The organism is Rhodoferax sp. GW822-FHT02A01, from assembly GCF_038784515.1.
Classification (GTDB): Bacteria; Pseudomonadota; Gammaproteobacteria; order Burkholderiales; family Burkholderiaceae_C; genus Allorhodoferax.
In genome coordinates this window covers 4747403-4773611 of the sequence record NZ_CP152376.1, presented here as the reverse complement: position 1 = coordinate 4773611, position 26209 = coordinate 4747403, and the positions used below count along the sequence as shown (strand labels likewise).

Annotated in this window: 25 protein-coding genes; 15 read left to right on the top strand and 10 right to left on the bottom strand. The window is 59.4% G+C overall.

Annotation, left to right across the window (positions count from 1 at the left end; translation table 11 throughout):
• Window positions 1-25: 25 nt before the first annotated feature.
• On the bottom strand, window positions 26-580 hold the full coding sequence (locus AAGF34_RS22650; protein ID WP_342617963.1) for a PAS and helix-turn-helix domain-containing protein: 555 nt from the start codon (window positions 578-580) through the stop codon (window positions 26-28).
• Window positions 581-685: 105 nt separating this feature from the next.
• Here AAGF34_RS22650 and AAGF34_RS22645 point away from each other — a divergent pair, with 105 nt between their 5' ends.
• The 5 genes from AAGF34_RS22645 (at window position 686) to AAGF34_RS22625 (ending at window position 3350) form a co-directional block, all read left to right on the top strand.
• Window positions 686-1393: a CoA transferase subunit A gene (locus tag AAGF34_RS22645; RefSeq protein ID WP_342617962.1), complete on the top strand. Its 708-nt coding sequence runs from the start codon at window positions 686-688 to the stop codon at window positions 1391-1393.
• Window positions 1394-1395: 2 nt separating this feature from the next.
• On the top strand, window positions 1396-2034 hold the full coding sequence (locus AAGF34_RS22640; RefSeq protein ID WP_342617961.1) for a 3-oxoacid CoA-transferase subunit B: 639 nt from the start codon (window positions 1396-1398) through the stop codon (window positions 2032-2034).
• Window positions 2035-2094: 60 nt separating this feature from the next.
• Window positions 2095-2709, top strand: a complete 615-nt coding sequence (locus AAGF34_RS22635; RefSeq protein ID WP_342617960.1) for a cold shock and DUF1294 domain-containing protein — start codon at window positions 2095-2097, stop codon at window positions 2707-2709.
• 138 nt (window positions 2710-2847) lie between these two features.
• Entirely contained in the window at window positions 2848-3090 is a 243-nt protein-coding gene (locus AAGF34_RS22630; RefSeq protein WP_342617959.1) for a type II toxin-antitoxin system Phd/YefM family antitoxin, read from the top strand.
• Window positions 3087-3350, top strand: a complete 264-nt coding sequence (locus AAGF34_RS22625; RefSeq protein ID WP_342617958.1) for a Txe/YoeB family addiction module toxin — start codon at window positions 3087-3089, stop codon at window positions 3348-3350. Before AAGF34_RS22630 ends, AAGF34_RS22625 begins: the two co-directional genes overlap by 4 nt.
• Window positions 3351-3388: 38 nt before the next feature.
• On the opposite strand, the gene AAGF34_RS22620 is transcribed toward AAGF34_RS22625, so the two are convergent.
• From AAGF34_RS22620 to AAGF34_RS22610, 3 genes are all read right to left on the bottom strand, one after another.
• A complete protein-coding gene (locus tag AAGF34_RS22620; protein ID WP_342617957.1) occupies window positions 3389-4609 on the bottom strand; it encodes an MFS transporter in 1221 nt (406 codons plus the stop codon).
• Between the two features lie 77 nt (window positions 4610-4686).
• Window positions 4687-5217, bottom strand: coding sequence for a YbhB/YbcL family Raf kinase inhibitor-like protein (locus AAGF34_RS22615; protein ID WP_342621164.1), 531 nt, complete (start codon window positions 5215-5217; stop codon window positions 4687-4689).
• A gap of 159 nt (window positions 5218-5376) precedes the next feature.
• A complete protein-coding gene (locus AAGF34_RS22610) occupies window positions 5377-6285 on the bottom strand; it encodes an AraC family transcriptional regulator (protein ID WP_342617956.1) in 909 nt (302 codons plus the stop codon).
• A 129-nt stretch (window positions 6286-6414) separates the two neighbouring features.
• Between AAGF34_RS22610 and AAGF34_RS22605 the strand changes: the two genes are divergently transcribed.
• From AAGF34_RS22605 to AAGF34_RS22560, 10 genes are all read left to right on the top strand, one after another.
• Window positions 6415-7083 (top strand): lamin tail domain-containing protein, encoded by a 669-nt coding sequence (locus AAGF34_RS22605; protein WP_342617955.1) that lies wholly within the window; start codon window positions 6415-6417, stop codon window positions 7081-7083.
• Between the two features lie 27 nt (window positions 7084-7110).
• A complete protein-coding gene (locus AAGF34_RS22600) occupies window positions 7111-8100 on the top strand; it encodes an SdiA-regulated domain-containing protein (RefSeq protein WP_342617954.1) in 990 nt (329 codons plus the stop codon).
• A gap of 108 nt (window positions 8101-8208) precedes the next feature.
• Complete coding sequence (locus tag AAGF34_RS22595; RefSeq protein ID WP_342617953.1) at window positions 8209-8739, top strand: TlpA disulfide reductase family protein; 531 nt, start codon at window positions 8209-8211, stop codon at window positions 8737-8739.
• 14 nt (window positions 8740-8753) lie between these two features.
• Window positions 8754-10742, top strand: coding sequence for a cache domain-containing protein (locus tag AAGF34_RS22590; RefSeq protein ID WP_342617952.1), 1989 nt, complete (start codon window positions 8754-8756; stop codon window positions 10740-10742).
• Window positions 10743-10752: 10 nt separating this feature from the next.
• On the top strand, window positions 10753-11388 hold the full coding sequence (locus tag AAGF34_RS22585; RefSeq protein ID WP_342617951.1) for a response regulator transcription factor: 636 nt from the start codon (window positions 10753-10755) through the stop codon (window positions 11386-11388).
• Between the two features lie 150 nt (window positions 11389-11538).
• A complete protein-coding gene (locus AAGF34_RS22580) occupies window positions 11539-11907 on the top strand; it encodes a c-type cytochrome (RefSeq protein ID WP_342617950.1) in 369 nt (122 codons plus the stop codon).
• A 91-nt stretch (window positions 11908-11998) separates the two neighbouring features.
• On the top strand, window positions 11999-12991 hold the full coding sequence (locus AAGF34_RS22575; RefSeq protein ID WP_342617949.1) for a DmsE family decaheme c-type cytochrome: 993 nt from the start codon (window positions 11999-12001) through the stop codon (window positions 12989-12991).
• A gap of 63 nt (window positions 12992-13054) precedes the next feature.
• A complete protein-coding gene (locus tag AAGF34_RS22570; RefSeq protein ID WP_342617948.1) occupies window positions 13055-15148 on the top strand; it encodes an MtrB/PioB family decaheme-associated outer membrane protein in 2094 nt (697 codons plus the stop codon).
• 16 nt (window positions 15149-15164) lie between these two features.
• Window positions 15165-18230, top strand: a complete 3066-nt coding sequence (locus tag AAGF34_RS22565; RefSeq protein ID WP_342617947.1) for an OmcA/MtrC family decaheme c-type cytochrome — start codon at window positions 15165-15167, stop codon at window positions 18228-18230.
• A 125-nt stretch (window positions 18231-18355) separates the two neighbouring features.
• Window positions 18356-18748, top strand: a complete 393-nt coding sequence (locus AAGF34_RS22560; protein WP_342617946.1) for a helix-hairpin-helix domain-containing protein — start codon at window positions 18356-18358, stop codon at window positions 18746-18748.
• 67 nt (window positions 18749-18815) lie between these two features.
• Here the strand turns inward: AAGF34_RS22560 and AAGF34_RS22555 are convergent, their stop codons facing one another.
• From AAGF34_RS22555 to AAGF34_RS22530, 6 genes are all read right to left on the bottom strand, one after another.
• Window positions 18816-20384 carry a DHA2 family efflux MFS transporter permease subunit gene (locus tag AAGF34_RS22555; protein WP_342617945.1) on the bottom strand — a complete coding sequence of 523 codons (1569 nt, stop codon included), beginning with the start codon at window positions 20382-20384 and terminating at the stop codon, window positions 18816-18818.
• A 41-nt stretch (window positions 20385-20425) separates the two neighbouring features.
• Window positions 20426-21646: an HlyD family efflux transporter periplasmic adaptor subunit gene (locus tag AAGF34_RS22550; protein ID WP_342617944.1), complete on the bottom strand. Its 1221-nt coding sequence runs from the start codon at window positions 21644-21646 to the stop codon at window positions 20426-20428.
• A gap of 37 nt (window positions 21647-21683) precedes the next feature.
• Window positions 21684-23138 carry an efflux transporter outer membrane subunit gene (locus AAGF34_RS22545; RefSeq protein WP_342617943.1) on the bottom strand — a complete coding sequence of 485 codons (1455 nt, stop codon included), beginning with the start codon at window positions 23136-23138 and terminating at the stop codon, window positions 21684-21686.
• Entirely contained in the window at window positions 23125-23649 is a 525-nt protein-coding gene (locus AAGF34_RS22540) for a MarR family transcriptional regulator (protein WP_342617942.1), read from the bottom strand. Before AAGF34_RS22540 ends, AAGF34_RS22545 begins: the two co-directional genes overlap by 14 nt.
• Window positions 23650-23785: 136 nt before the next feature.
• A complete protein-coding gene (locus tag AAGF34_RS22535) occupies window positions 23786-25264 on the bottom strand; it encodes an NAD-dependent succinate-semialdehyde dehydrogenase (RefSeq protein ID WP_342617941.1) in 1479 nt (492 codons plus the stop codon).
• Window positions 25265-25385: 121 nt separating this feature from the next.
• Window positions 25386-26201 carry an ABC transporter permease gene (locus AAGF34_RS22530; RefSeq protein WP_342617940.1) on the bottom strand — a complete coding sequence of 272 codons (816 nt, stop codon included), beginning with the start codon at window positions 26199-26201 and terminating at the stop codon, window positions 25386-25388.
• Window positions 26202-26209: the final 8 nt, after the last annotated feature.

The window sequence follows — 26209 nt, the reverse complement described above, 5'->3', positions numbered from 1 at the left end:
CGAGAAGTCGCTTGCCCTTTTTCATTCAGCCGGCGGTGAGCTTGTGCACCAGATCGGCGGTGGTGGACGCCTTGTACTTGCGCATCAAGCGGGCCCGGTAGATTTCCACGGTGCGGTGGCTGATGGCCAGGGTCTTGCCTATGAGTTTGCTGGTGAGACCTTGCATCAGGTAGGCTGCCACTTCGCGCTCTCGCGCCGTCAGCTCGGCTTTGACCGGGCGGCTGGCGCTCAAGTCCTCAAAGCACCAGATGCCGGCCTCGTGAGGCGCGTTGCGGTTCAACGCCCGTCCGGTGACATGGCACCAGAACGGTTCGCCTGCGTGGCTGCCACCCACACGTTTCATGATGCGGTCGTCTGAATAGGTACCGTTGCGGTTCAGGATGGGTGCTATGCGCGCACCGGTTCGCTCATATTCGTCGGCGCTGGGGTAGAGCACCAGAAAGGACTGGCCCACAAGTTGCGTGCGCTCGGCACCGAACATGTCACACAGATGCTGATTGCAATCCATGATGGTGCGGTTGCGCGACAGGGCCAGGCCGACCGGGGCCATCTCGAACGCGAGGCGGTAATCAATATCCATGGCGTGTTCAGCGGTGAACGGTTTACAAGGGTTGGACTCTACGAAAAACTACGTATCTCATTACGTAGTATCGTATGACCATCTGTTTTTGAGGAGAACCAGGCAGTGAACAAGATATATCCCAGCGCCGATGAAGCGCTCAAAGGTCTCGTCCGAGACGGCCAACTGATGGCTGTGGGCGGTTTCGGTCTGTGCGGAATCCCGGAGGCGCTGATCGAAGCGCTCAAGGACAGCGGCGTCAAAGACCTGACTGTCATTTCCAACAACGCCGGCGTGGACGGCTTCGGTCTCGGCAAGTTGCTGGAAACGCGCCAGATCAAGAAGATGATTTCCTCCTATGTGGGCGAGAACAAGGAGTTCGAGCGCCAATATCTGGCGGGCGAACTGCAACTGGAGTTCACGCCCCAGGGCACACTGGCAGAGAAGCTGCGTGCTGGCGGCGCGGGCATACCTGCCTTCTTCACCAAGACTGGTGTGGGCACCATCGTGGCCGACGGCAAGGAACTGCGCGAGTTTGATGGTGAAACCTATGTGATGGAGCGCTCCCTGGTTCCTGACGTCTCTCTCGTCAAGGCGCACCGCGCCGACAAGTCGGGCAACCTGCAGTTCCGCTTTACCGCGCGCAACTTCAACCCGGCTGTGGCTATGGCCGGCAAGATCACCGTGGTGGAAGTTGAAGAGATCGTGGAAACCGGAACCTTCGAGCCCGATCAGGTGCATCTGCCAGGCATCTACGTACACCGCATCGTGCTCAATGCAACGCCCGAAAAGCGCATCGAGAAACGCACCATCACCGAGAAAGCAGGAGTTTGACCATGGCCTGGACGCAAGACCAAATGGCAGCACGCGCTGCGCGGGAACTGGAAGATGGTTTCTATGTGAACCTGGGGATTGGTATCCCCACGCTGGTGGCCAACCACGTGCCCGCCGACAAGGAAGTCTGGCTGCAATCGGAAAACGGCATGCTGGGCATCGGCCCGTTCCCCACGGCAGACGCGGTGGACGCAGACCTGATCAACGCTGGCAAGCAGACGGTGACCACCATCAAGGGCTCCAGCATCTTTGGCTCGGACCAGAGCTTTGCCATGATCCGTGGTGGCAAGATCAACCTGAGCATTCTGGGCGCCATGCAGGTGAGCTCCAAGGGTGATCTGGCCAACTGGATGATTCCCGGCAAGATGGTCAAGGGCATGGGCGGCGCCATGGACCTGGTGGCAGGCGTGAAGCGCGTCATCGTGCTGATGGAACACGTTGCCAAGAAGAAGGACGGTACCGAAGACTTCAAGATCATCCCCAGCTGCACACTGCCGCTCACCGGCGTGGGTGTGGTAGACCGCATCATCACGGACTTGGGCGTCTTCGACGTGACGCCACACGGCATCAGCGTCGTTGAGCTGGCTGAGGGCGTGACGCGCGAGTTTGCGCAGAGCAAGACAGGTGTGCCGCTGATCTGACAACCGCATTGGCAACACACGTGCAAAAGCCCCGGGCTCCTAGCGTTCGGGGCTTTTTTTATGCGATTTGAAGGCGTCCTCACGTACTGGAACGAAGAACGCGGCTTTGGCCGTATCGACTCAATGCAGGGCGGCGAGCCCATCTTCGTTCATGTGTCTGCTTGGCCCAAAGGGGTAGGGCGACCAACGCCGAATCAAGCAGTCACTTTCGAAGTGGAGATGAGCCCAAAGGGTAAGAGAGCGCGTAACGTTCATTTGATTCGCCCTCGCCGGTTGTCTGTGCCAAGGCAACGCGACAGTTCGGCCCAATGGGGCACTGCGTCTCTCTTTGCCATACCAGCATTCCTCTTGCTCTACGCGGCGCTCAGCTACTTGTGGCGACTCCCGCTTTGGGTGGCAGGCATTTATGTCGGCCTGAGCGCAGCGACCTTTATCGCCTATGCAGTTGACAAATCAGCAGCAGCGCGCGGCAATTGGCGCACGCCAGAGAGCACGCTCCACTTGCTGTCACTTTCCGGCGGCTGGCCGGGGGCATTGCTGGCGCAGCAGCTGCTACGCCACAAGTCTTCCAAGCGTGAGTTTCGGTTGGTCTTCTGGGGTACGTTCACATTGAACATCATCGGTCTCGTCAGTCTGGCATCTCCTTTGGTTCGCAAAGTACTCGCTGGCGTGTGAGTCCGGTTCTTTCGATTCGTGCTGATGTGAATGGCGAATCGCGAATTGCAGAAATTCCGTGCTTCAAGTTGTACGTTGGTTGGTTGACATAGCGTACGAAATTGCGTACCATTATTGCCGAATCTAAGGAAGTACACCATGCACGCACTCACCGCCAGCGAAGCCCGCGCGAATCTTTATCGCATCATTGATGAGGCGGCAGAGTCTCATCAACCCATCATGATTTCTGGCAAGCGATCCAGTGCTGTATTGCTGTCGGCTGAAGATTGGAGTGCCATCCAAGAAACGTTGTATCTTCTTGCGGTGCCGGGGATGCGCGAATCCATCAAGGCCGGTATGGCTGAGCCTCTGGCAAAGAGTGCGAAGGCACTGAAGTGGTGAGTTGGGAAGTGGTGTTTGCCAAGCAGGCACTCAAAGACGCAAAGAAAATTAGCACCAGCGGGTTGAAGCCAAAGGCGCAGGAATTGCTGGAGATTCTGGCGGCTGATCCGTTTCAGAATCCACCGCCGTATGAAAAGTTGGTAGGTGACCTTGCAGGTGCCTATTCGCGCCGCATCAACATTCAGCACCGTATGGTGTATGAGGTTTTCACCGAGGAACGTATTGTTCGTGTGTTGCGAATGTGGACGCATTACGAATAAGCGGTCCAACGGTGCGACCCACTAGGGCGGCAGCGGCTCTAAGTTGCCGCAACGCAGACCGAGTCGTTGACCCTGCCGTTGCGCCGCTCAAGCAGCACGGAAGCCGCAAATACAAACAATCCAAAGAACGACAGCACGGCGCCAACATAGCCGGTTGCCGCATAGCCATATCCGTAGGCGATCACCAGGCCGCCTAGCCATGCGCCCAATGCGTTGGCGATGTTGAAGGCGGAATGCATCGACGCAGCAGCCAAAGTCTGGCCGTCTGCGGCCACGTCCATCAGCCGGGTTTGTATGGCCGGGCCAGCGGCAAAGGTGCAGCCAATCAGGAACGTCGAGATGTACAGCATGACGGGATAGGCTGCCGTGAGGCTGAACAGAGTCATCACCACGATGTTGAATACCAGCATGCCGCCTATGGTTCCCATCAGGGACTTGTCGGCCAATTTGGAGCCCACCACATTGCCCACATTCATACCGATGCCAAACAGCACCATGATCACCGGGATCATGGCGGCAGGCAGGTGAGTAACCATGGTGGTCGTACTGGCAATGTAGGAGAAGATGGAAAACATTCCACCAAAGCCGGTGGCAGCCAACGTGAGTGTCAGCAGCACCTGCGGATGCGTGAACGCTACCAGCTCCCGCATCACGCTGGCACCCGCAGCCGGCTTGTCGCGCGGCAGGTAGATCCAGATCAGTGTCACGGTCAGCGCGCCAATTATTCCAACGGCCAGGAACATCATGCGCCAGCTGAGGAATTGCCCGAACAGCGCCATGACCGGTGTGCCAGCCAAGGTGGCAACCGTAAGCCCCAACATCACATAGCCTACGGCCCGTGTGCGCATGTGAATCGGCGCGAGTGAGGCCGCCACCAGCGCGGATACGCCGAAGTAAGCGCCGTGCGGCAGCCCCGAGAGAAAGCGCAGGACGATGAAACTCAGGAAGTCGGGAGCTAGTGCACTGGCCAGATTGCCGATAGCGAAGACTGTCATCAGGATGAGAAGCAATGTGCGGCGCGAAGACTTCGCACCTGCAATGGCAATCAGCGGTGCGCCGACCACCACACCCAACGCATAGGCGCTGATCACATATCCTGCCTGCGGGATCGTCACGGCAAATGTGCTGGCGACACCCGGCAGCAGACCCATGATGGCGAACTCACCCGTTCCTATGCCAAAACCGCCGCAGGCCAGAGCGACGATGACCAGGCCTATTTGCAGAGGTGTCAATGGGGAAGAGTCTTTTTTCGCAGTCATGGTTTCCTTGGAATGAGGTCACCGAGTCTATGCAAAACACGATGCCCTCATGCCGGGCTGCGGCAATGGATGGCGCGCTAGCGCCCGTACCGCGCCGTGATGGATGCGGTAGCCAGCTTGTTGGCGTTCAGCATGAAGCCAATCAGCGCTGCGGAGGCATCGGCGGGCACATCGAGCTTGTCTACCTTCAGCGCAAAGACGGTGAAGACGTAGCGGTGCGGTGCGTCGCCGGGAGGCGGGCAGGCGCCGCCGAAGTCATTGCTGCCAAAGTCGTTGCGACCTTGTTTGGCGCCTGCCGGCATGGCGCCAGCTTTGCCCGCGCCCGCTGGCAGGCTGCTCACCGAGGCCGGCAGATCGTAGCTGACCCAATGCCACCAGCCGCTGCCGGTGGGGGCGTCCGGGTCATAGGCGGTGATGGCAAAGCTCTTGGTGCCAGCAGGCACATCGCTCCAGTGCAGGGCAGGGGAGATGTTGCCGCCCGAGCATCCGAATCCCTGGAACACCTGGGCGTTGCCCAGTGTCTTGCCATTGCCAATGTCGGTGCTGCTCAGCTCCAGCGCGCTTGCTTGCAAAGAGACACCTGTGGCCAAGGCGAGTGCGCACACCATGGGGAAAAAAGACTTGTTCATGTACAACTCCTGATAACAACCGAGATCTGAACCGCCGATCTCCAAAGGCCGGCACGGACAGCAAAGCGGTGCTGCGTGCTGGGTCCCATGTTCCAGGAATGTGCCTGCGCCGTGCGCTCAAAACGCCACGCGAAACGCTCAGGTATTGGCGACCGCAGTGGGGGCAACCCCAAACTGGGCTGCAAAGCCGCGGCTGAAGCTGGAGAGGGACTGGTAGCCGCAAGCCAGCGCAATGGATTTGAGAGGGCGGCGGCTGGATTGCAACAGGCCCAGCGCATGGTGCAGCCGGGTTTCCTTGAGTATGGTTCGCAACGAGGTCTCTTCTTGCGCCAATCGCCTGCGCAAAGTGGCGCCACTCACGTGCAAGGCCGCTTCGAAGTCGCTGGAAGACCAATTGCGCGCCGGCGCTTGGGCCACCAGCAGCCGGATGCGCGCGGCCATGGAAGGGTCCTGCGCATGCAGGAACTGGTCATGCCCGGCGCGCGCCAGTGCCAGCAGCAATCCGATCAACGCATGGTCGCGTTGTGCGGCGTTTGGCGCCTGGCTGGTGGGGGCCATGGCAGCCAGGTAGTTCTGCACGCCGCTCAGCAAGGGTGTCAGCTCGCCACAGGTGAATGGTCTGGCGATAGCGGTGGCCCGGGAGGTGCGGTCGCCATGCTCGCCCAACAGGGTGCGCGTCATGGAAATGACGTGCCAGGAAAAAGGCTGCACCCAGGCGCGATAGCCTGCATTGCCCCCCGGAGGTGGCAGATTCTCCACTCCCATGCGGCAGGCATGGTGCACCATCAGAAATTCGCCACAGGCAATATCCGCCTGCTTACCCTCCACATCCACGCGCTTCACCCCGGCCAGGGGAACCACCAGCAGAGGTGCGTCCACTTGTACCGCGCGCAGGCGGTAGGCGCGTTGCGCCAATACGGTGATGTGCTCCGCGCCCGACTGCAGGCCAGCCTCCAGCCACCCGGGCAGACTGGGGGCTGATGGTGCAAATCCTGGAATCAGGTTGGGTATTGCCGAAGAAGAATTTTCGCGGTGTGGTTCGTTCATATTGCTCATCCTTTTGGTGGATCAAATGTGGCGAATCTGGTCACTTTCTGTAACACCCGGTGTCTAGTATCGGCCTTTTAGAAATTCAGGGTCATCCGATCCTTGGCTCACTTCTTAGGAACCTCACACATGTTTTCACTGAAGAAATCGCTTCTCGGTTGGGCTGCCACGGGCCTGGTTTTCTGCGCCATGTCGGCACAGGCGCAAGTTCGCATTACCGAAGTCGCGCCCTGGAGCAGCAGCAATTCCACGGTCGCCGCCGACTGGTTTGAAATGACCAACTTTGGAAGTACCGCGGTGAGCATTGCGGGTTGGAAAATGGACGACGACAGCGCCAGTTTCAGCTCGGCGGTCGCGCTAAACGGTGTGACCACCATCAACGCCGGCCAGTCAGTGATCTTTGTGGAAGGAGGTGCTACGCAAGTCACCGCCTTGAAGAACGACTGGCTCACAGGCAGCACCCCTATTGGTTACTACAGCGGCAGTGGAGTCGGCTTGAGTACCACCAGCGACCAGGTGAACATTTTCGATAACACAGGTACCCTGCAGGCCAAGGTGATCTTCGGTGCATCGGACGCCACCTCTCCCTACCAGACGTTTGACAATGCCGCTGGCCTCAATGGTGTGACCATTTCGCAGCTTAGCCAAGTGGGTATCAACGGTGCACACACCGCAGTCTCCGGCACCGAGATCGGATCCCCTGGCAGCATTGCCGCTGTGCCAGAAAACGAGACCTTTGCCATGCTGCTCGCTGGCCTGGGCATCGTTGGCGCTATCGCGCGTCGCCGCCGGTCCTGATTCTTTTTATCCCGGATTCCATCACGCATGAAACTCAAACACATTTTCCTGGCTGCGTTGGCAGCCACCAGCTTGTGCGCTAACGCGGCAAGCTCCATTCAACTGGGCAACTACTCCGTCAGCGGCATCTATTCGCTGGATATTCTTGCCGGAACCACGGGTACGGGGGTGTCCGGCCTGGAAGCTTCTGCAGTGGCGTATGCCCGTGACCGCGGCACCCTGTTCTTTGTCGGCGATGAAGGCACCGGCGTGGTGGAGATTTCCAAGACCGGCCAGACCCTTGGCACCATGTCCTTTGACTGGACCGGCACCGGAAGTACCAAGCACGATACGGAAGGCCTGACCTACTTGGGCAATGGAACGCTGGTTGTGGGCGAAGAGCGCCTCTATGACGCCTACAAGTTCAACTACAGCCAGGGCGGCACCGCTAGCCTGACCAACAGCTCTGTGCACGTTGTCACGGGTTACCCCAACAACAACAGCGGCATGGAAGGTATCAGCTACGACCCGCGCAACGGCAGCTTTGTTGCCGTCAAGCAGGAAAGCCCCGAGAACATCTTTGCCGGCACACTGAGCTTCGCCGCGGGACAGACTGGCACATCGACTGTGACCCAGCTGTTTAATCCTGCGCTGATGGGTTTGAGCACACTGTCCGATGTGCAGACGCTCTCTCCGGTGGATTCCTTTGCGGGAACGCCAGCCGCCGACAACCTGCTGGTGCTCAGCTTGGGCTCCAAGATGCTGATCGAAGTCAACCGCCAGGGGCAGGTGCTGAGCTCGTTTGACCTCTCGACCGTTGTGCCGAACAACGCCATTGAAGGCGTTACGGTGGATGAAAAGGGCGTCATCTATCTGGTTGCGGAGCAGGACCAGACCGCAGGCGCTCCGGCGGGAGCGAAGTCGCAACTGATCGTGTTGACGGCTGCGGTGCCAGAGCCTGAAACCTATGCACTGTTGCTGGCTGGCCTGGGCCTGATCGGTGCTGCCGTCAAACGTCGCAAGCGCCAGCAGGCCTAAGCGCGCGGGAAGCATTTGGCGACGGGGGCTTGGCCCCTGTTCTTGTTTCCGTATTGGCTGACCTAAAGCAAATCCGCAGGCAATCGGCTTCTGCTATGTTCGGTCCCTATGCAAATACATTCATGCAGGGTGCTGTGCGCGGTGGGCCTGAGCTGCGCGCTGGCTTGGGGCGGGCCCGTCCTGGCCAAGACCGCCGATGAGGTGGTGGTCGGCGCGAGCTTGCGCGAGGCTACCCTGCGTGGACTCAACGGACCGGACCGGGCGCTGTCCCAATACCGGGGCAAGCCGCTGCTGATCAATGTGTGGGCGAGCTGGTGCGGCCCGTGTCGCATGGAGATGGGCTCGTTGGAGCGGCTGGCTTGGCAGACCCAATCCAGGCAGTTTGCCGTCATAGGCATCTCCACCGATGACAGCGAGGCCGCCGCGAAGGCGTATTTGCGCAGTGCCAACGCCACACTCAACCACTACATTGACCGGGCGCTGGAAATGGAGAACATGCTGGGTGCCAATCGCCTGCCGCTTACCGTGCTGGTGGATGCCAAAGGGCGCGTGTTGGGCAAGTACTACGGTGCCCGGGAGTGGGACAGCCCGCAGGCGCAAAAGTGGATTGCCGGCCTGATCCGTTCGGCGCAACCTTGAGGGCCCGCAGAACCATGGTGCAAGGGTCTGGTCGCTACGTGAAGCTGTTGGCTACGCTGACCATCTCGGCCATTCTGTTATCGGTGGGTTTTCTGCTCTGGGGTTTGCGTGACCGGGAGATGAACCATGCCCGCATGGAGACGGCCAATCTGACCCAGATGGTGGTGCAACAGACGGAGCGGCAGTTTGAGACCATGGATCTGGTTCTGAAAGGCGTGCAGGAGCGCCTGCAAACCCCCTTTGGTACGCAGCAGGATTTATCAGGCCAGACGGTGCGGCTTTTGCTCAATTCCAGAGTGGCGGGGATGCGCCAGGTCCGCTCCCTGTTTCTGCTGGATGCCCAGGGTCGGCTCATCAATGCCTCCGGTACCAACGCGCCGGCGTCGACCAACCTGGCAGAAACCGACTATTTCCGGCGCCTGGTGCAGCGCGGGGCAGATGGCCTGGTGATAGGGCGGCCACTGCGCAACAGTGACGACACCGGCTGGACGCTCAACCTGGCACGTCCGCTGCTTGCGGAGAACGGGCGTTTTCGCGGGGTAGTGGTAGTGGCCGTGGACCTGACAACCTTCGAGAAGATGTACAGCGTGGTGCAACTCGACTACGTGCGGCCCATTGCCTTCTACCTGTCTGACGGAACCTTGTTTGCGAGTTGGCCCCATCGTGAAAGCGCCTTGGGGCAGTTCGCTCCCGAGTGGGGCAAGTTGCTGGAAACAGACCCGACCAGCGCCGTGCAGGCGGTGGACCATGTGGCCGAGGACGGCACGCCACTGACCTATGCCATGGGCCATCTGGCCGGATTTCCCATACGGGTCAGCGTGGCGGATGACGCGTCCCAACGGCTGGTAGCCTGGCGCGAGACGGCATGGCCGATCGGCATTGGTGCCTTGCTGGTGAGCGTCTTTACGGCCTTGGTGGCCACTTATCTGGTGGGAAAGCTGCGCCTCAAGCACCAGCTCACCATGGCTTTGAATGCGGCCGATGAGCGCTACCAGCATACGGTGAATTCGGTCATGGATGCCATCGTGGCAGTGGACGAAGCGATGCGCATCGTGCTGTTCAATCCGTCTGCGGAAAAAATGTTTGGCCGCAAAGCAGTGGCAGTCACAGGCCAGCCCTTGGACCTGCTGATCCCGTCGGGTTTGCGCGGTATGGAGTCGCCACGGGCCGCAGCGGGAAACGCAGAGATCATGGGCCTGCGATCCGACGGCACGGAATTCCCTCTCGAAGCTACGCTTTCACGCTCCGTCATCGGCGGAAAGATGCAGATGACGGCCGTCTTGCGCGACGTTTCCGAACATCGCGCTGCCGAGGCAGAGTTGCGGCTGGTCAACACGCAGTTGCGCGAGCTTTCGGCGTCCTTGCAGAGCGTGCGGGAAGAGGAGCGCAAGCGCATTTCGCGCGAGTTGCATGATGACCTGGGCCAGCAGCTCACCGGGCTCAAGCTCAGCCTGTCCTGGCTGGGCAGCCGGCTCAAGGATGGCAAGCCGACGACGGTGAAGGATGTGGATGAAATGCGTCACCAGATGGATGCCGCCATCGGTTCGGTCAGGCGCATCGCCACGGAATTGCGGCCCCGGGTTTTGGACGATCTGGACTTTCGTGAGGCCTTGAGCTGGCAGGCACAGGACATGTTCAAGCACAGCGGAATCCAGGTCGACCTCCATTTGCAGGATGCGGACCGGGTCCAGGACGACATCCTGGCCACGGCACTGTTCCGTATCGTGCAGGAGGCTTTGACCAACGTGGCGCGGCATGCGCAGGCCAGCAAGGTAGAAGTTTCCCTGGGGTTCCGCGACAACGCCTTGCTCCTGTCCATTCAGGACAACGGCTGCGGCTTTGATTCCGGCAGGGCCAGCCGGGGCATCGGGCTGGTCAGCATGCGGGAGCGATGCGCTGCCATCGGCGCAGGTTTTGTGGTCCGCAGTTACGCGGGTGAGGGAACGCGGCTGGAAGTCAGAGTGCCGGCTGAAGAGGCTGAGTCGCCCCAGAGAAACGCATGAAAGCAGTTATATGAAGCACGATGTATTGATCGCCGACGACCACGCCATCATTCGCGACGGTCTGAGAAAGATCCTGGCAGACACCGATGACCTGGTGGTGCAGGGCGAGGCGGCCAATGGCAACGCTTTGCTGGAGCAAGTGCGGGCAAGGGACTGGAGTCTGCTGGTGCTGGACATTTCCATGCCGGGGCGCAATGGTTTGGAACTGGTCAAGATGGTCAAAAACCTGCGCCCCAAATTGCCCATATTGATCTTCAGCATGCATCCGGAGGAGCAGTACGCGGTGCGCGCCATTCGTGCTGGCGCATCCGGGTACCTGTCCAAGGAAGGTGATTCGGAGCTGCTGTTGCCCGCTATGCGCCGGGTGGTCGCGGGCGGCATGTTCATCAGCCCGAACGTGGCAGAGTTGCTGGCCAGCGATATGGCGCCCCAGAGCCAGAGTCTGCCGCACACCTTGCTGACGGACCGGGAGTTCGACGTGTTCAGCCGCATCGTGCGCGGCATGGGGCTGACCGCTATCGCTGCGGAGCTTTCACTCAGTGTCAAAACCGTCAGCACGCACAAGACCCATATCCTGGCAAAGATGAACTTGAGCACCCAGATTGACTTGGTCCGCTACGCAATTGACCACCATTTGGTTGACTAAGCTCAAATAAAGCTTCGTATAGGAATATTCCTATGCGAAATCTACTGTGCTTCCTATATCGGTAGACAAGGTACGCGCGCAAAATTGTTTGCAAGGTAAACCGCGAGTAAACCTTTGTTAATCAATCTGCATTGTTAGGGGCCAAGTCGTATGAAATCCGCAACCTTTACTTCTTTTCGTGCTGTGACGTGTGTCACTTCGTTTGCATTGGCTGCTTTCCTTGGCCTGGGCGGAAGTGCATTTGCTGCCGATGTGGACGCCGATGCTGCCCAGTCGCTGGCCAAGAAGAACGACTGCTTCAAGTGCCACGCCATTGACAAGACCAAGAAGGGCCCCTCGTACAAGAAGATTGCCGCCAAGTACGCCGGCAAGGCTGATGGTGAAGACAAGATCATTAAGAACATCACCACGGGTCCCAAGATCAAGCTGGAAGATGGCACCGAAGACGAACACAAGATCATCGATACCAAAGACGCCAAGGCACTGAAGAACCTGGCGCAGTGGATCCTGGCGCAATAGGCCCTTGACGCCCGGGGCGCAAGCGCCGGGCTTGAGCGGCTAGGACTGTCGGATGGGCCCGGAAACACGGGCACACATTAGGGAAACGGAAATGAAGCTCATGAGACGGTTGATGACGTGGTGTGTGGCCGCGGGGGTGGTGCTGTGCGTATCGTCGGTGCAGGCCGCCGACGAGCCCCAAGACCTGGTACTAAAGGGTGATGCAGCCTGCACGGCCTGTCATGACGAATCCGATGCACCCGAACTTCTTGCCATCGGCAAGACCCGGCATGGAACGGTGGCCGACACCCGCCCTCCAAACCCGATCGGCAAAACCCGCCATGGAACGCAAACGGACATTCGCACACCTACCTGCACCAGTTGCCATGGCGCGAGCGAGGCCCATCTGGACTACAAGGGGTCCGGAAAGCGGCCTCACCCTGATGTCGTCTATGGTGGCAAGACGCCTTCGAGCGCACAGGTTCGAAACGAAACATGTCAGGAGTGCCACTCCCACGATAGCAAGCGTGATCACTGGGACGGCAGCGTACATCAGACACGTGATGTAACCTGTTCCGCTTGCCACAAGGCGCACGTCGCCAAGGATCCGGTGCGTGACAAACGGATGCAGAGCGAGACCTGCTTCGCATGCCACAAGGCCCAGCGCACACAGCTGAACAAGCCGTCACACCATCCTTTGGTTGAAGGCAAGATGTCGTGCTCCGACTGTCATAACCCGCATGGCTCGGCTGGTCCCAGCTTGATGAAGCGCGACAGCGTAGTTGACACCTGCTATGCCTGCCACATGGAAAAGCGTGGCCCCTTTGTGCATAGCCACCAACCCGTTGATGAGAACTGCGGCAACTGCCACGAGGCGCATGGCACCACGGCACCAAGTCTGTTGAAGAGCCGACCGCCGTTCCTGTGCCAGACCTGCCATACCACCCATGGAGCGATCCAGCCTTCTGTGGCCAGCGGTTCAGTCGGCAATCCGGGCTGGTGGAATGGAGCCGCAATCACCCAGGGACGGGGCTGTCTCAACTGCCACACCCAGGTGCATGGCAGCAACAACCCAGCTTCCGCTGGACAGCGCCTCTTCCGTTGAGAAGGTGTAACGATCATGACAACACGCAAAGAACATTGCAGCTTTCAGCAGACGGTACTTGTCGTGGCGCTGTTGGCGGCCTTTGGTCAGGCCTATGCCGACGACGACATGGACAAGCTGACCAAGCCCGACACGACCTCCGTTTCCGTAGGCGCTGCAGGCACATCGGGTTCCCGCAAAGACCGCAGCCTCTGGAGCCAATACAACGGCTACGGCGATTCCGACTCTGCTGTCCTACTGGACTATGAGTACATCCGGCGCGAGGAGGCAACCGGGCTATGGACGCGCAGCGAGGGTCGCAATCTGGGGCTGGACAACCGGGAGCTGAACTTCTCCCGTGAGATGCAGAGCGACTGGAAGTTCTCCATTGAATACAGTGAGCAGGTTCATCACGATCCGCTGACGCTCAACACGGGCATGCAGGGCATTGGCAGCACCAATCCGGTAACCAATTCCGTGGCATTGGCGGGTGGAACGAATGTCAACCTGGACCTTAAGAGAAAATCGTTTTCGCTCTCAGGTCTCAAATGGATTTCATCCAACCTGTCCGTCGAGGCGAACTTCAAGAGTGAAGACAAAGATGGAACCCGCCTTTCCGGCGTCGGTGGATATTGCTCCAACGTAATCAGCCCGATCTGTTCAGGGACCAATTCAACGGTGGCTGCGTTGTTCCTCATGCCGGAGCCGGTCAATTCCACTACCCAGCAATTTGAAGGTGCCGTCCACTATTTTGAAGACAAGCTCAGCATCACTGCCGGCTACTACGGATCTTTTTACAAGAACGATAACAGCACCGTTTCCCTCGGCGGGATTGGCGGCGTATTGGGCGCCGGAGCGACGCAGGCTGCACTGGCCACCAACCTTTCGCAACCGGTTGCGCTCGCCCCCGACAACCAGGCACACCAGATCTATCTTTCGGGCACCTACGCGTTCCAGCCCACCACACGTGCCAATTTCAAGGTCGCCTACACCCATGCCACACAAGATGAAAGTTTTGGCAGTCTGGGTTCTGGAAGCTTGGGCGGCGCTGTTGATACCACCTTGGCGCAAGTTGGACTGACCATGCGACCCGGCAGCGACTGGACGCTCAATTTCAATGGCCGCTACGAGCAGAAAGATGACAGCACCCGGATCGCCAACTATTACGCCGACAGCTCGGGTACTCTTTACACGAACTCGCCGAGCAACTCCTTGCGCATGACTGGCAAGGCCGAGGCACTTTACCAATTTTCACGTGATACACGCGGGTTGTTGGCCATTGACTATGCGTCCATCAACCGCAATCGTCCTGTTTCCACGTCGCTGGTTCCAAGTGACTCCATGGCCGCCATGCGGGAGCGGACAAATGAAGTCGGGTTTACCGCGGAGTTGCGTCGATCACTGTCGGAGACCCTCAATGGCTCCCTTAGTTTGAGGCATAGCGAGCGGGATGGCTACCGCTGGTATTCGCTAGATCCCACCACCGGCTATGCGTTCATTTCCTACTCTGCCAGCAGCAATCTGAGCGGAACGTTCCCTGTGACGATGCTGGACCGCAATCGCGACGCCGTGAAGATTGCGTCTGACTGGATGGCAAGCGATGCGCTGTCGATTCAAGCTTCGGTCGAGCAAGGAACGGATCATTACAGTGGACCCACGTCGGCAGGCGTGAACAACGCAGACACGTTTTCTGTCAACCTGGATGCCAGTCTCAAGCTCAATGACAAGTGGGCTTTAACGGCGTATGCCAGCAGCGGAAAACAGACCATGGGCATGCGCCAAGATGTTGGGTATATCGCTGAATTAGGCAACCTGAATACCACGGTCGGATTGGGTGCAACGGCAAAGATCAGCTCGAAGCTTGAACTGGGGGGCAACGTTTCCTTTCTGGAAGACCGCAATACCTACCGGATCAACATGACCACGGGTGCTGCAGTCGTCAACCCGCCTTCGGACGAAATCTATCGTTCCATGACTCTCAAGCTGTATGCCAAGTACCAGTTGGACAAGGCATCGGAAATCCAGTTTGAACTGATCAATCAGCGCACTGAATACAACCAGTGGGCCTGGGGCAGCAGTACGACACCTTTCGCTTACGCCGACAACTCGACAGTCTCGCTGCAGCCCATTCAAAACGTCACTTTCGTAGGCGGCCGTTACGTCTACAAATTCAAGTAAGCACAGGGGAACCGACATGAAACGCACATTCTTTGGCAGTAGCCTGCTGGCATTAATCAGTGCAACACTGATCAGTTGCGGCGGCGGTGGCAGCGACGGCGTTGCCACCAGTTCTTCTTCCACTTCCGGAACGGCGCCTGTTACAACTTCCGGTACGACCAATGCGGCGGCTCTGTCCACAGCGGCTATGGCCAATTTGTCCATCAGCGGTTCGGTGCAGGGAGTGACCATCCACAGCCCACCGGTCATCACGTTCCAGCTGGTCAATTCGGACAACAACACGGCCTTGACTGGTGTTGATCAATTGTGGGTCAAGCGAACTGACGTGAAGACAGGTGCAGTAGCCAGCCCCGCTGGAAGCGGCACAACGGACAGCGTTCCCTTCTATCCCAATCTTTCGTTTGCCATTGCAAAGTACGTCCCTGGTTCCAATGGCAGCCCGGGAAAGTGGGTGAGCTACATGGTTTCGACGCCAACCCTGGATTCGACCGGAAAGGCAACCGCCTACACGCCCGGAGCACCCGGAACCGAAAACAATGGCACGCTGGAATACCTCGGCAACGGCCAATACAAATACACCTTCCGTCGAGATATTACGCAAGTTGCCCAGCAGGTTGCCAGCTCCACTGCACCCAACGGCACTACACAGCAGATCGCTGATCTTGGCGATCTGACCTACGATCCCAATGCGCTACACCGTCTGGTTATCCAGGTCTCCAGTGTGGTGCGCGGCTCCAAGAGCAGCAGCACAAGTTCCTCTGCCAGCACGTACTGCCACACCAACAACGGCATCTGCCCGGATGGCTATGCCAATACGTCCTACGACCAGATCCGTACACCAGTCGACCTGGTATTCGACTGGATTCCGGCAACGGGTCGCGTGATCACGGCAAGCGACACCGATGTTGAGCAGCGCGAAATCGTCAACGTTGCAGCCTGCGCGTCTTGCCATAACAAGTTCACTTTCCATGGCGGAAATGAACTCAAAGGTTGGGGCGGCGGACGTCAGGAAGCACGCCAGTGCGTTGTTTGCCATACCGATCAACGCAAGTACGGAAGCGCCGGTACGGCAGCCACACAGTACGCAGCTGACGGCCTCACTTTCACAAGCGCCACCACTCCGACCATCAACGGACTGGATGCATCGGATCGGCATTCCAACCTCGACTTCCCGGTGTTCATCCACAAGATCCACATGGGTGAAGAGCTCAGAAGGTCCGGCTACAGTGTCGGTGGGGTTGCGTTGAACGATACCAAGTATCCACAGCTGATCACCAACTGCGCCAAGTGCCACAGTGGCGACACCACAAAGCCTGATGGCACCGCCAACACGGTGACCAAGATTGACGGTACCGTTGTGCAGATGGCGACGCCACAGGGTAACAACTGGAACACCAAGCCCAGCCGACTGGCGTGCGGTGCCTGCCACGACATTATCAACTACAACACCGGCGCAGGCCACGGAGCGAATGGTGTAGGCGGTGCGCAGCCAAATGACAGCATGTGTAGCAGTTGCCACAACTCGGTGGCGATCAAGAAGGTGCACGTCGCCGTCACACCGCAGGACACGGCCAGCAGCATGTTCGCAAATTGCGCTAGCGCCGGCACTTGCAACGGAAATACCAATGCCGCCTGGTTGGCCTCCAATCCGAACAACCTGCCTGATGGTGCGGTCAAGGTGACATACGACATAAGCAGTGTGTCGCGCAACAGCAGCAAGCAGCCGGTCATGGTCTTCCGCATGCTGCAGAACGGCGCACGTGTGGATTTCAATGCCAAACCGGCTCCAGGAACACCCAACTCCACCTTGAGCGGGCTTGAAATGTGGGATGGCTTCATGGGTTCACCCAGTGTGTACTTTGTATTCGCAAGACCACAAGACGGCGTCACGGCTCCTGCCGACTTCAACGGCAGCAGCAGCAAGTATTTGCGCAGCATCTGGAATGGCAAGGACACGGGAGCCACCATGACCGGTCCTGACGCCAATGGCTACTACACCGTGACGTTTACGGGGGTAACGCTGAACGACGACGCAACCATGTTGACCGGCGGCCTTGGCTACACCTATGCGCCCGCAACCACGATGCCTTTGACCCAGACCAATCTGACGAACTACCCCATCACCCCAGCCACGGCCAATGGCCAGAACGGATCGGTCACGCTGACCGCAGGAATGCCCAACAAGACGGGCGGATTGATCGTGGTGGCGCCTGATGTGCAGGTGGTCGGTACGGGCTATACCGGACGTCGCCAGATTGTTGAAGACAAGCGTTGCAACAACTGCCACCAGGAGCTGGGCGCGTTCAATACGTCCCAATTCCATGCGGGTCAGCGCAATGACGGAACCACATGTTCTTGGTGCCACAACCCGAACCGGACCAGTTCCGGATGGTCGGCCGATTCGACCAACTTCGTCCACGGCATCCACGGCAGTGCGAAGCGCAAGAACAGTTTCACCTGGCATGCCGCTTCCACCACGGATGGGTTCTGGACCATCGGATACCCCGGCGTCCTCAAGAACTGCGAGGCCTGCCACGTACCCGGTTCCTATGACTACTCGGCCAATGGACGGTTGACGGTCGCTGCGAACAAGACGTATCGCTACACTGCGGTCAGCCCCAATAACGATACAAGCACTTTCAGTAGCTCTGCATCGGCCCTGACCAAGTTTGCCTATTCGCCGTACATCGTTCAGGATACCAATTACGGTGTCGGCTTCAGCACCTCGACCAACAATGGGTCTACGGCAGCGGCCTCCACAAATCTGGTGGAGTCCCCGACGGCAACGGTCTGCTTTGCATGCCATGACGACTGCGACAGAACCAAGGACGGTACGACTTATACGGCTGCAAATGGCACCACTGCAACGTACAGCTGCCCAGTGCCCACTGACTCGACGAAGACCTACGCCAGGAACGCCAATCTGAACGCCTATGCCCGTGACCACATGCTGGCCAATGGTGGTGTTCTCTATGCGCCGCGCGGATCCAATGCAACGCCGAATGCTGCTGGCACGGAGACCTGCTTCACCTGCCACGGTCCAAACAGTGCCGCCAACATCAAGGCAGCGCACTCGAAATAGCGGCCTTTGTGCGTGACATACTCAAACCCGGGCGCGAAAGCCCCCGGGTTTTTTTTGGACAGCGAAATGGATTTATTTCTTGAAGGTTAGCTATGCAAGTGAAATGCATTTTCTTGGTTGTGGCGATGGTCTGTATTCCAATTGCACAGGCACAACCGGCTGCTCCGCATCAGGATGGTGAGCCAGCGGTGATAGGCGGTATGGAAAGCACGCCCAAAAGCAAGGCCCGCTTGGCCGAACGCCGCAAGGCGTTGGCAAAGATCAAGCTGGTTGATATCAACAGTGCCACTGAAGTTCAACTCAAGAAGCTGCCGGGCATAGGCGACGCCGAAGCCAAACGCATCGTTGCAAACCGGCCGTATGGGAGCAAGGTTTGGCTGGTGACCAATGGTGTCATTGGTGAAGGACCGTACACCAACATTAAGCACCTGATCGTTGCCAAGCAGCCATTCAAGACCGCGGAGGAAAACGTGGCCCTCTACGACAAGTTGAAAAAGGAAAAGGCCGTCAAGCCTTGAAAGCAGAAAACCCGCGGACGCAATGGCCGCGGGTTGCATGGGTAGCTGACTCAGTGGCGCTCGTGCATCAGTGCGCCCCGGCAGCAGCCTCAGCCGAAGCCGCTGCACCAGCCCCTTTCTTTGGCGGGCGTGACAGCCACACCATGGGGATGAGCAGGATGAAGATGATGGCTGAGCCGTGGAACACGTCATTGGCCGCCAGCATGAAGGCCTGTTGATCAATCAGGCGATTGATTTGCGACAGCGCCTGCTCGGTGTCCATCCCTGCAGCTGAAAAGTTCGCCAACGTGGAGTTGGTGGCCATGCTGCCGCGGTTGATCAGTTCCGCGAGTTGGGCATGGTGCATGGCGGCCCGGTCCTGCCAGACCGATACGGCGATGGATGTGCCGAACGAACCGCCCACGATCCGCGCAAAACTCGACAGACCGGAAGCGCCTGCGATCTTGTCAGGTGTCATGCCGCTGAGCGTGATGGTGGTCAGCGGGATAAAGAAGAATGCCAACGCAATGCCCTGGATGATGGTGGGAATCATGATGGTTCCAAAATCCGCCTGGGTGTTGAATTGCGAGCGCATCCACAGCACCAGCGCGAAGACCACAAAGGCAAAGCTGGTGAGCGCACGCGGGTCGTATTTCTGGACGTTCTTGCCCACCAAAGGTGAGAGCAGAATCGCAAACAACCCCACCGGCGCCATCAACTCACCGGCCTGGGTAGAGGTGTAGCCCATGAACTGCTGCAACCACAGGGGCAGCAATACCAGGTTGCCCATGAAGAGGCTGTAGGCCACCGTCATGCACAGCGTACCCGTCCAGAAGTTGCGGATCTTGAGCATGCGCAAGTCCACCACCGGGTGCTCGTCGGTCAGTTCCCAGGCGATCAGGAACGCGAATCCGATCGCGGATGCTGCCGTCAGCGCGATGACTTCCGGCGACTGGAACCAGTCCAGCTCCTTGCCCTTGTCCAGCATGATCTGCAGGCAGCTCACCGACACCACCAGCAGTGCCAGACCGGTGCTGTCAATCGGCAACTTGCGGATCTGGGTTTCACGCTTGTGAAAGATGGTCCAGGTCATGGAGGCCGCAGCGATGCCAACCGGGATGTTGATGAAGAAGATCCAGCCCCAATGGGTGTGATCCGTGATCCAGCCACCCAGCAAGGGCCCCATCACCGGGGCCACTAGCGTGGTCATGGCCCACATGGCCATGGCTGTCCCCGCCAGTGCGGGCGGGTAGCTGCTGAGCAGCAGCGTTTGCGCCAGCGGCATCATGGGACCGGCCACAAAACCTTGCAGCGCCCGCATGGCAATGAGCGTGCTCATGTTGGGAGCCAGGCCGCACAGCCAGGATGAAATCACAAACAGCAACACGCTGGTGACGAACAGGCGCACCTGTCCGAAACGTTGCGACAGCCAGCCCGTAAGGGGAAGGGCAATCGCATTGGCCACGCCAAAGCTGGTGATCACCCAGGTGCCCTGGTTGGGGCTGACGCCCAGGTCACCCGCAATCGCGGGCAACGACACGTTGGCGATGGAAGAGTCCAGCACGTTCATGAACGTGGCAGCGGACAGCGCAATCGTTCCCCACAGGCGGGCGGAGCCCTGCAGGGGAGGATGCGCAATATGAGCAGGTGCGGACATGTGGGGTCGCAGTGTCAGTGTGTGGTGCCGTGAGGCGGGCCTTAGTGGCTACCCTTGCCCGCATTGGCGGCAATGATCTTGTGGACTTCGTCGTCCGCGCCCTTGTCCATCAGTGCATAGACCTCGGTCTGCACAGCAGAGGACGGATGGGCCGCATCGGCCAGCGACTTGCCGCTCTGGTCCGTGATGTCCACCGTGGCTTCCATCGACAGGCCCACGCGCAGAGGGCTTTGTGCAACTTGCTTGGGGTCCAGCGCGATGCGCACCGGCACACGCTGCACCACCTTGATCCAGTTGCCGGTGGCATTCTGCGCGGGCAGCAAGGCAAAGGCGGCACCAGTGCCGGCACCCAGACCTGCCACCGTACCCTTGTATTCCATTTTCTTTCCGTACACGTCGGCAGTCAGCGTCACGGGTTGGCCAATGCGGATGTTGCGCAGCTGCACTTCCTTGAAATTGGCGTCCACCCAAAGTTGGTTGAGCGGGATGATGGACATCAGGGGCGAACCGGCAGCCACACGCTGACCCAGTTGCACGCTACGCTTGGCCACATAGCCATCGACAGGAGCGGGCAGGGCAGCACGGTGCAGCGCCAGATAGGCCTCGCGTACCTTAGCGGCGGCAGCCATCACGCTGGGATGCGAGTCAACGCGCGTGCCTTCGGTCAGCGTCTGGTTGCTGTTGAGCTGTTCACGTGCGGCCGTGACACCGGCCTGCGCTGCAGACAGGGCATTTTGGGCGGCAGCCACTTGCGACAGCGTGTGGTTGAGCTCTTCCTTGGAAACCGCGCCATTGCCCACCAGCGACTGGCGGCGGTTCAGGTCATCGGTAGCGCGTGCCAGATCGGTCTTTGCGCGTGCCACGTCGGATTCACGGATGGCGATCTGTGCCGAGAGGGTGGTGTTGTTGGCATACAGGGTGCGCACTTGGCGTACGGCCTGGGCCAGGTTGGCCTCAGCCTGGTCAAGTGCGACCTTGGCATCGGCCGGGTCCAGTTGCACCAGCGCCTGACCGGCCTTCACGAAGTCGGTGTCATCGGCAAAGATGGATGTGACGGTTCCGCCTACTTGGGGCGTGATCTGCACCACATTGCCTTGCACATAGGCGTTGTCGGTGGACTCTTCATGGCGTTGCAGGTACCAGTCGTAGGCGCCGTAGGCCAGGCCGATGAGAACCACGATGCTGACAAATTTGAGTGCTTTGGCGCGCTTGGATGTGGGAGCTACGGCAGGAGTGGCAGCGGGTGTTACAGGTGCGTTCATGGTGCGTACTTTTCTGTTTGGGGTGGTGCGATGTGGCTTATTGGGCGGTGGCGGGCTTCAGGTCTCCGCCTACGGCATTCAGGATTTGCACTTGGGTGTCCAGTGCGCGTGCTGCCAGGTCTACTCCCTGGCGACGTTGCTGCAGCACAGGTGCTTCGGCGCTCAATACATTGAGGTAGTTGCCCAAGCCCGCCTGGTAGCGCTGCAAGGCAATGGAGTAGGCGGTTTCGGCCGAGGCCAGTGCGGCGCTTTGTTCGGTCTGCTGGCGGCGTATGGCCTGTGCAGATGAGAGGCGGTCGGCCACTTCATGCACGGCTTCGAGGACCTGCCCGTTGTAGCTCTCGATGGCGGCGTCCAGATCGGCGGTTTTGCCGCGCAGGTTGGCGCGCAGGCGGCCGCCTTCGAACAGTGGCAGGCGTATGGCTGGGCCCACGCCCCATTCGGAGCTCTTGCTCTCCAGCAGCTTTTCAAAGCCAAAGCTGGAGAATCCTGTGAAGGCCACCAGATTGACGTTCGGATAGAACTGGGCTTTGGCGGCGTCCACGTCGTTCTGCGCAGCCTCCACGCGCCAGCGCGCCGCAGCAATGTCGGAGCGGCGACCCAGCAGATCCAGCGGCATGCTCTGTGCCACGGCCACACCCTGAATCTTCTCCAGTGCCGGTAAGGTCATGTTCAGCGCAGATGCCGGCTGGGCGGTGAGCGCAGCCAGAGCATTCACTGTCAACGCTTTCTGTTCCTTGAGCACTTCGATCTGGAACCGAGCGTCGGGTAGTCCGCCAGCTGCCTGTTGCAGTTCGAGTTGGGTGTCCAGTCCGGCATTCAGTCGGTCATGCACCAATCCCTGGATCTGGATACGTTGGTCCAAAGTACGCTGAGCCACGTCCAGCTGGGCCTGGATGCGCACCAACTGAAAGTAGTTGCGGGCGACGTTGGTGGCCAGCAAGCCCCTGGCGGCACGGGCATCGGCTTCGGCAGCCTTGATCTGACCGATGGTGGCGTCCAGCGTTGCACGGTTCTTGCCGAAGAAGTCCAGCTCCCAGCTTGCGGATGCCTGCAGGTTGCCGCTGTCCCACTCTGATCCCCCAATCGGAGGCGGGTAGATGGAGTTGGCCGAGTAGAGCTGGTGCTGCAGGTCCAAGGCGGCGGTCACTTGAGGGTAGTCCGCAGACTTGGCCGTGGCACTTGCGGCCTGTGCCCGTGCCAGACGCGCTTGCGCCGTTTTCAAGGTCGGGCTGTCCTGCAATGCCTTTTCCACCAGACCATTGAGCTGGCTATCGCCAAATGCCTGCCACCAGTCGTTGTCGGTTGCCACGCGGTCAGCATCCTTGCTGGCGTCCAGATTCTTCAGGCCCAGTGTGTCTGCCTTGATCGGCTGCGCAACAGGCTCGATGCCTGAAAAATTGGCACATGCAGCCAGCGTGGCAATCGCGACGCTGCTGAGGGTCAGGCGCGCAAGCTGCGCTATGCCGCGGGAGTAATCAGTGCGCTGCATCGGTATCGGTTCCGTGGGTAGGGTTGTCATTTGCAAGGTTGGAAATGGATTTGGCGTTGTTCAGGATGCGACGCAGGTACTCGCGCAGGTTGTGGAAATCGTCATCCGTGAAGCCTGTGAGATGGGCGTTCTGCACGCCACACAATATGCCGGGTATCTGCTCTGCAGCCTGCTTGCCGGCAGGGGTGAGTTCGATATTCACCACGCGACGGTCGCTCTCGGAGCGCACGCGTCTGCACAGGCCCTTGGCTTCCAGACGGTCCAGCATGCGGGTCATGGCGCCGGCATCCAGATTGCATTGGCGGGCCAGTTCGGCAACCGTGCTTGTCTCACCCCGATAAAGCTTGTAGAGGGGAACCCACTGCGCATTGGTCAGATCGGTGTGGGCGAGCTGTCGCTCCACTTCCTGCCCGACCATATTGATGATCTGGCGCATCAGATAGCCCACGCTGTCTTCGGGTCGGTAATTCTCCGACCGGTAAAAAGAGCGGGGAGGCAAAGATTTCTTCATGGCTGGCAATTGTTATTGCCTAGGCAATTAATGTCAAGGCTGTTAATGCCATGACATATATTGAAGCAGGGTTATTCAGAAAGCACAAAGCCCCTTGCGGGGCTTTGTGCTTGGATGGGTGTAAACGGTTACATGCTTACTTCAGGATGTCGCCCACGCAGAGGTACTTGATCTCCACGTAGTCGTCCATACCGAAGTGCGAGCCTTCGCGGCCCAGGCCGGATTGCTTGACGCCGCCAAAAGGCACGTGTTCGGTGGCCAGAATGCCCACGTTGACGCCGACCATGCCGTATTCGAGCGCTTCACCCACGCGGTGGATGCGGCCGATGTCGCGGCTGTAGAAGTAGCTGGCCAGGCCGAACTCGGTGTTGTTGGCCGCATCGATGGCTTCTTGCTCGGTCTTGAACTTGAACACCGGGGCGAAGGGCCCGAAGGTTTCTTCCTTGGCGCACAGCATGTCTGCAGTGGCGCCGGATACCACGGTGGGTTCAAAGAACTGGCCTTGCAGGGCGTTGCCACCGGTTTCCACCTTGCCGCCCTTGGCAATGGCATCGGCCACATGGCGCTTGACCTTGACGATGGCGGCGTCCTCGATCAGCGGGCCCTGGGCTACGCCGTCCTCAAAGCCGTTGCCGACCTTCATGGCCTTGACCTTGGCGCTGAACTTGGTCACGAACTGGTCGTATACGCCCTCTTGCACATAGAAGCGGTTGGCGCAGACGCAGGTCTGACCGGCGTTGCGGTATTTGCTGGCCAGTGCACCTTCCACAGCGGAGTCGATGTCGGCGTCGTCAAACACGATGAAGGGTGCATTGCCGCCCAGCTCCAGCGAGAGCTTCTTGATGGTGGGAGCACATTGCTTCATCAGGATGCGGCCGACTTCGGTGGAACCGGTAAAGCTCAGATGGCGAACCACGTCGCTTTCGCAAATGGCCTTACCTACGGCGATGGACTGATCCGCGTCGGCGGTGATCATGTTGAGTACACCGGCGGGGATACCGGCGCGCAGGGCAAGCTCGGCGGCGGCCAGAGCAGTCAGCGGCGTCAGCTCGGCCGGCTTGATGATGACGGTGCAGCCGGCAGCCAGGGCGGGCGCCACCTTGCGCGTGATCATGGCCAGTGGGAAGTTCCAGGGCGTGATGGCGGCGCAAACGCCGATGGGCTGCTTGATCACCATCAGGCGGCGGTTGTTGTCGAACTGTGGCAGGGTCTCACCGTTGACGCGCTTGGCTTCCTCCGCGAACCACTCCACAAAGCTGGCGCCGTAGGCTACTTCGCCCTTGGCTTCGCCAAAAGGCTTGCCCTGCTCAGCGGTCATGATGCGCCCCAGGTCTTCTTGGTTGGCCATGAGCAGGTCGAACCACTTGCGCAGGATGATGCTGCGTTCCTTGGCGGTCTTGGTTTTCCAGGGGCCCCAAGCGGCGTTGGCTGCGGCAATGGCTTTTTCGGCATCGGCCGCGCCCAGGTTGGCCACGTCGGCCAGCTTGCGGCCGTTGGACGGGTCCAGCACGTCAAAGCGGGAAGTCCCGGCGATCCATTGCCCGTTGATCAGTGCCTCCGTCTTGAGCAGGCTGGGGTCTTTGAGCAAGGCGAGAGGAGAGGTTTTCATGTCCATGGTTCTATTCCTGTAAGGCAAATGTCTGGGGCTGTCGGGGCAGGGCGAAAGCTCTAAGCGTAGCGGCTTTTTGATTTCCGCACTGTGCCAGATGACACGGGGTTGTTGGTTCCATTTGGCATCACTTCCTTCTTCCCCTGAGCCATTCCAATACCATCATCAGCGAAGCAGTGAACAGTATCAGCAACGTGGCAACGGCGGCAATGGTAGGCGAGATGTTTTCGCGAATGCCGGTGAACATCTGGCGCGGCAGTGTGGTCTGCGCTGGTCCGGCAAGAAACAGCGTCACCACGACTTCGTCAAACGAGGTGGCAAAGGCAAAGAGCGCACCCGAGATCACGCCGGGCGCAATCACCGGCAAAGTGATGCGAAAGAAGGTGGTGACCGGGTTGGCGCCCAGGCTCAGGCTGGCCTTGACCAGGTTCTGGTTGAAGCTCTGCAGCGTGGCCAGCACGGTGGTCACCACAAAAGGGGCGCCTAGCGCAGCATGGACCAGTACCAGCCCGGTGTAGGAGTCTGACAGACCGATCTTGGCAAAGAACAGGTAGGTGCTCACGCCCACCACCACGATGGGCACCACCATGGGGGCAATGAGCAGGCTGGTGACCAATCCCTTGCCGAAAAAGCGCACCCGCGCCAGGCCCACAGCGGCCAGGGTGCCCAGTGAAGTGGCAATCAATGTGGCCAGCGGGGCGACGATGAAGCTGTTGCGGGTGGCGCGCGCCCAGTCGTCGGACGCAAACAGCTCCTGGTACCAGCGCAGGGACCAGCCCGGGATCGGGTACGACAGGAATGAGGAATTGCTGAACGACAGCGGAATGATCACCACGATAGGCAGCAACAGGAAGCCCAGGACGGCGGCACAGACCAGTCGCAGGCCGTACCAGCCAGCCTTGTCGGCCGGGGTGTAGTACGCGGGAAATTGAGAAGGGCGCATAGTTTGGA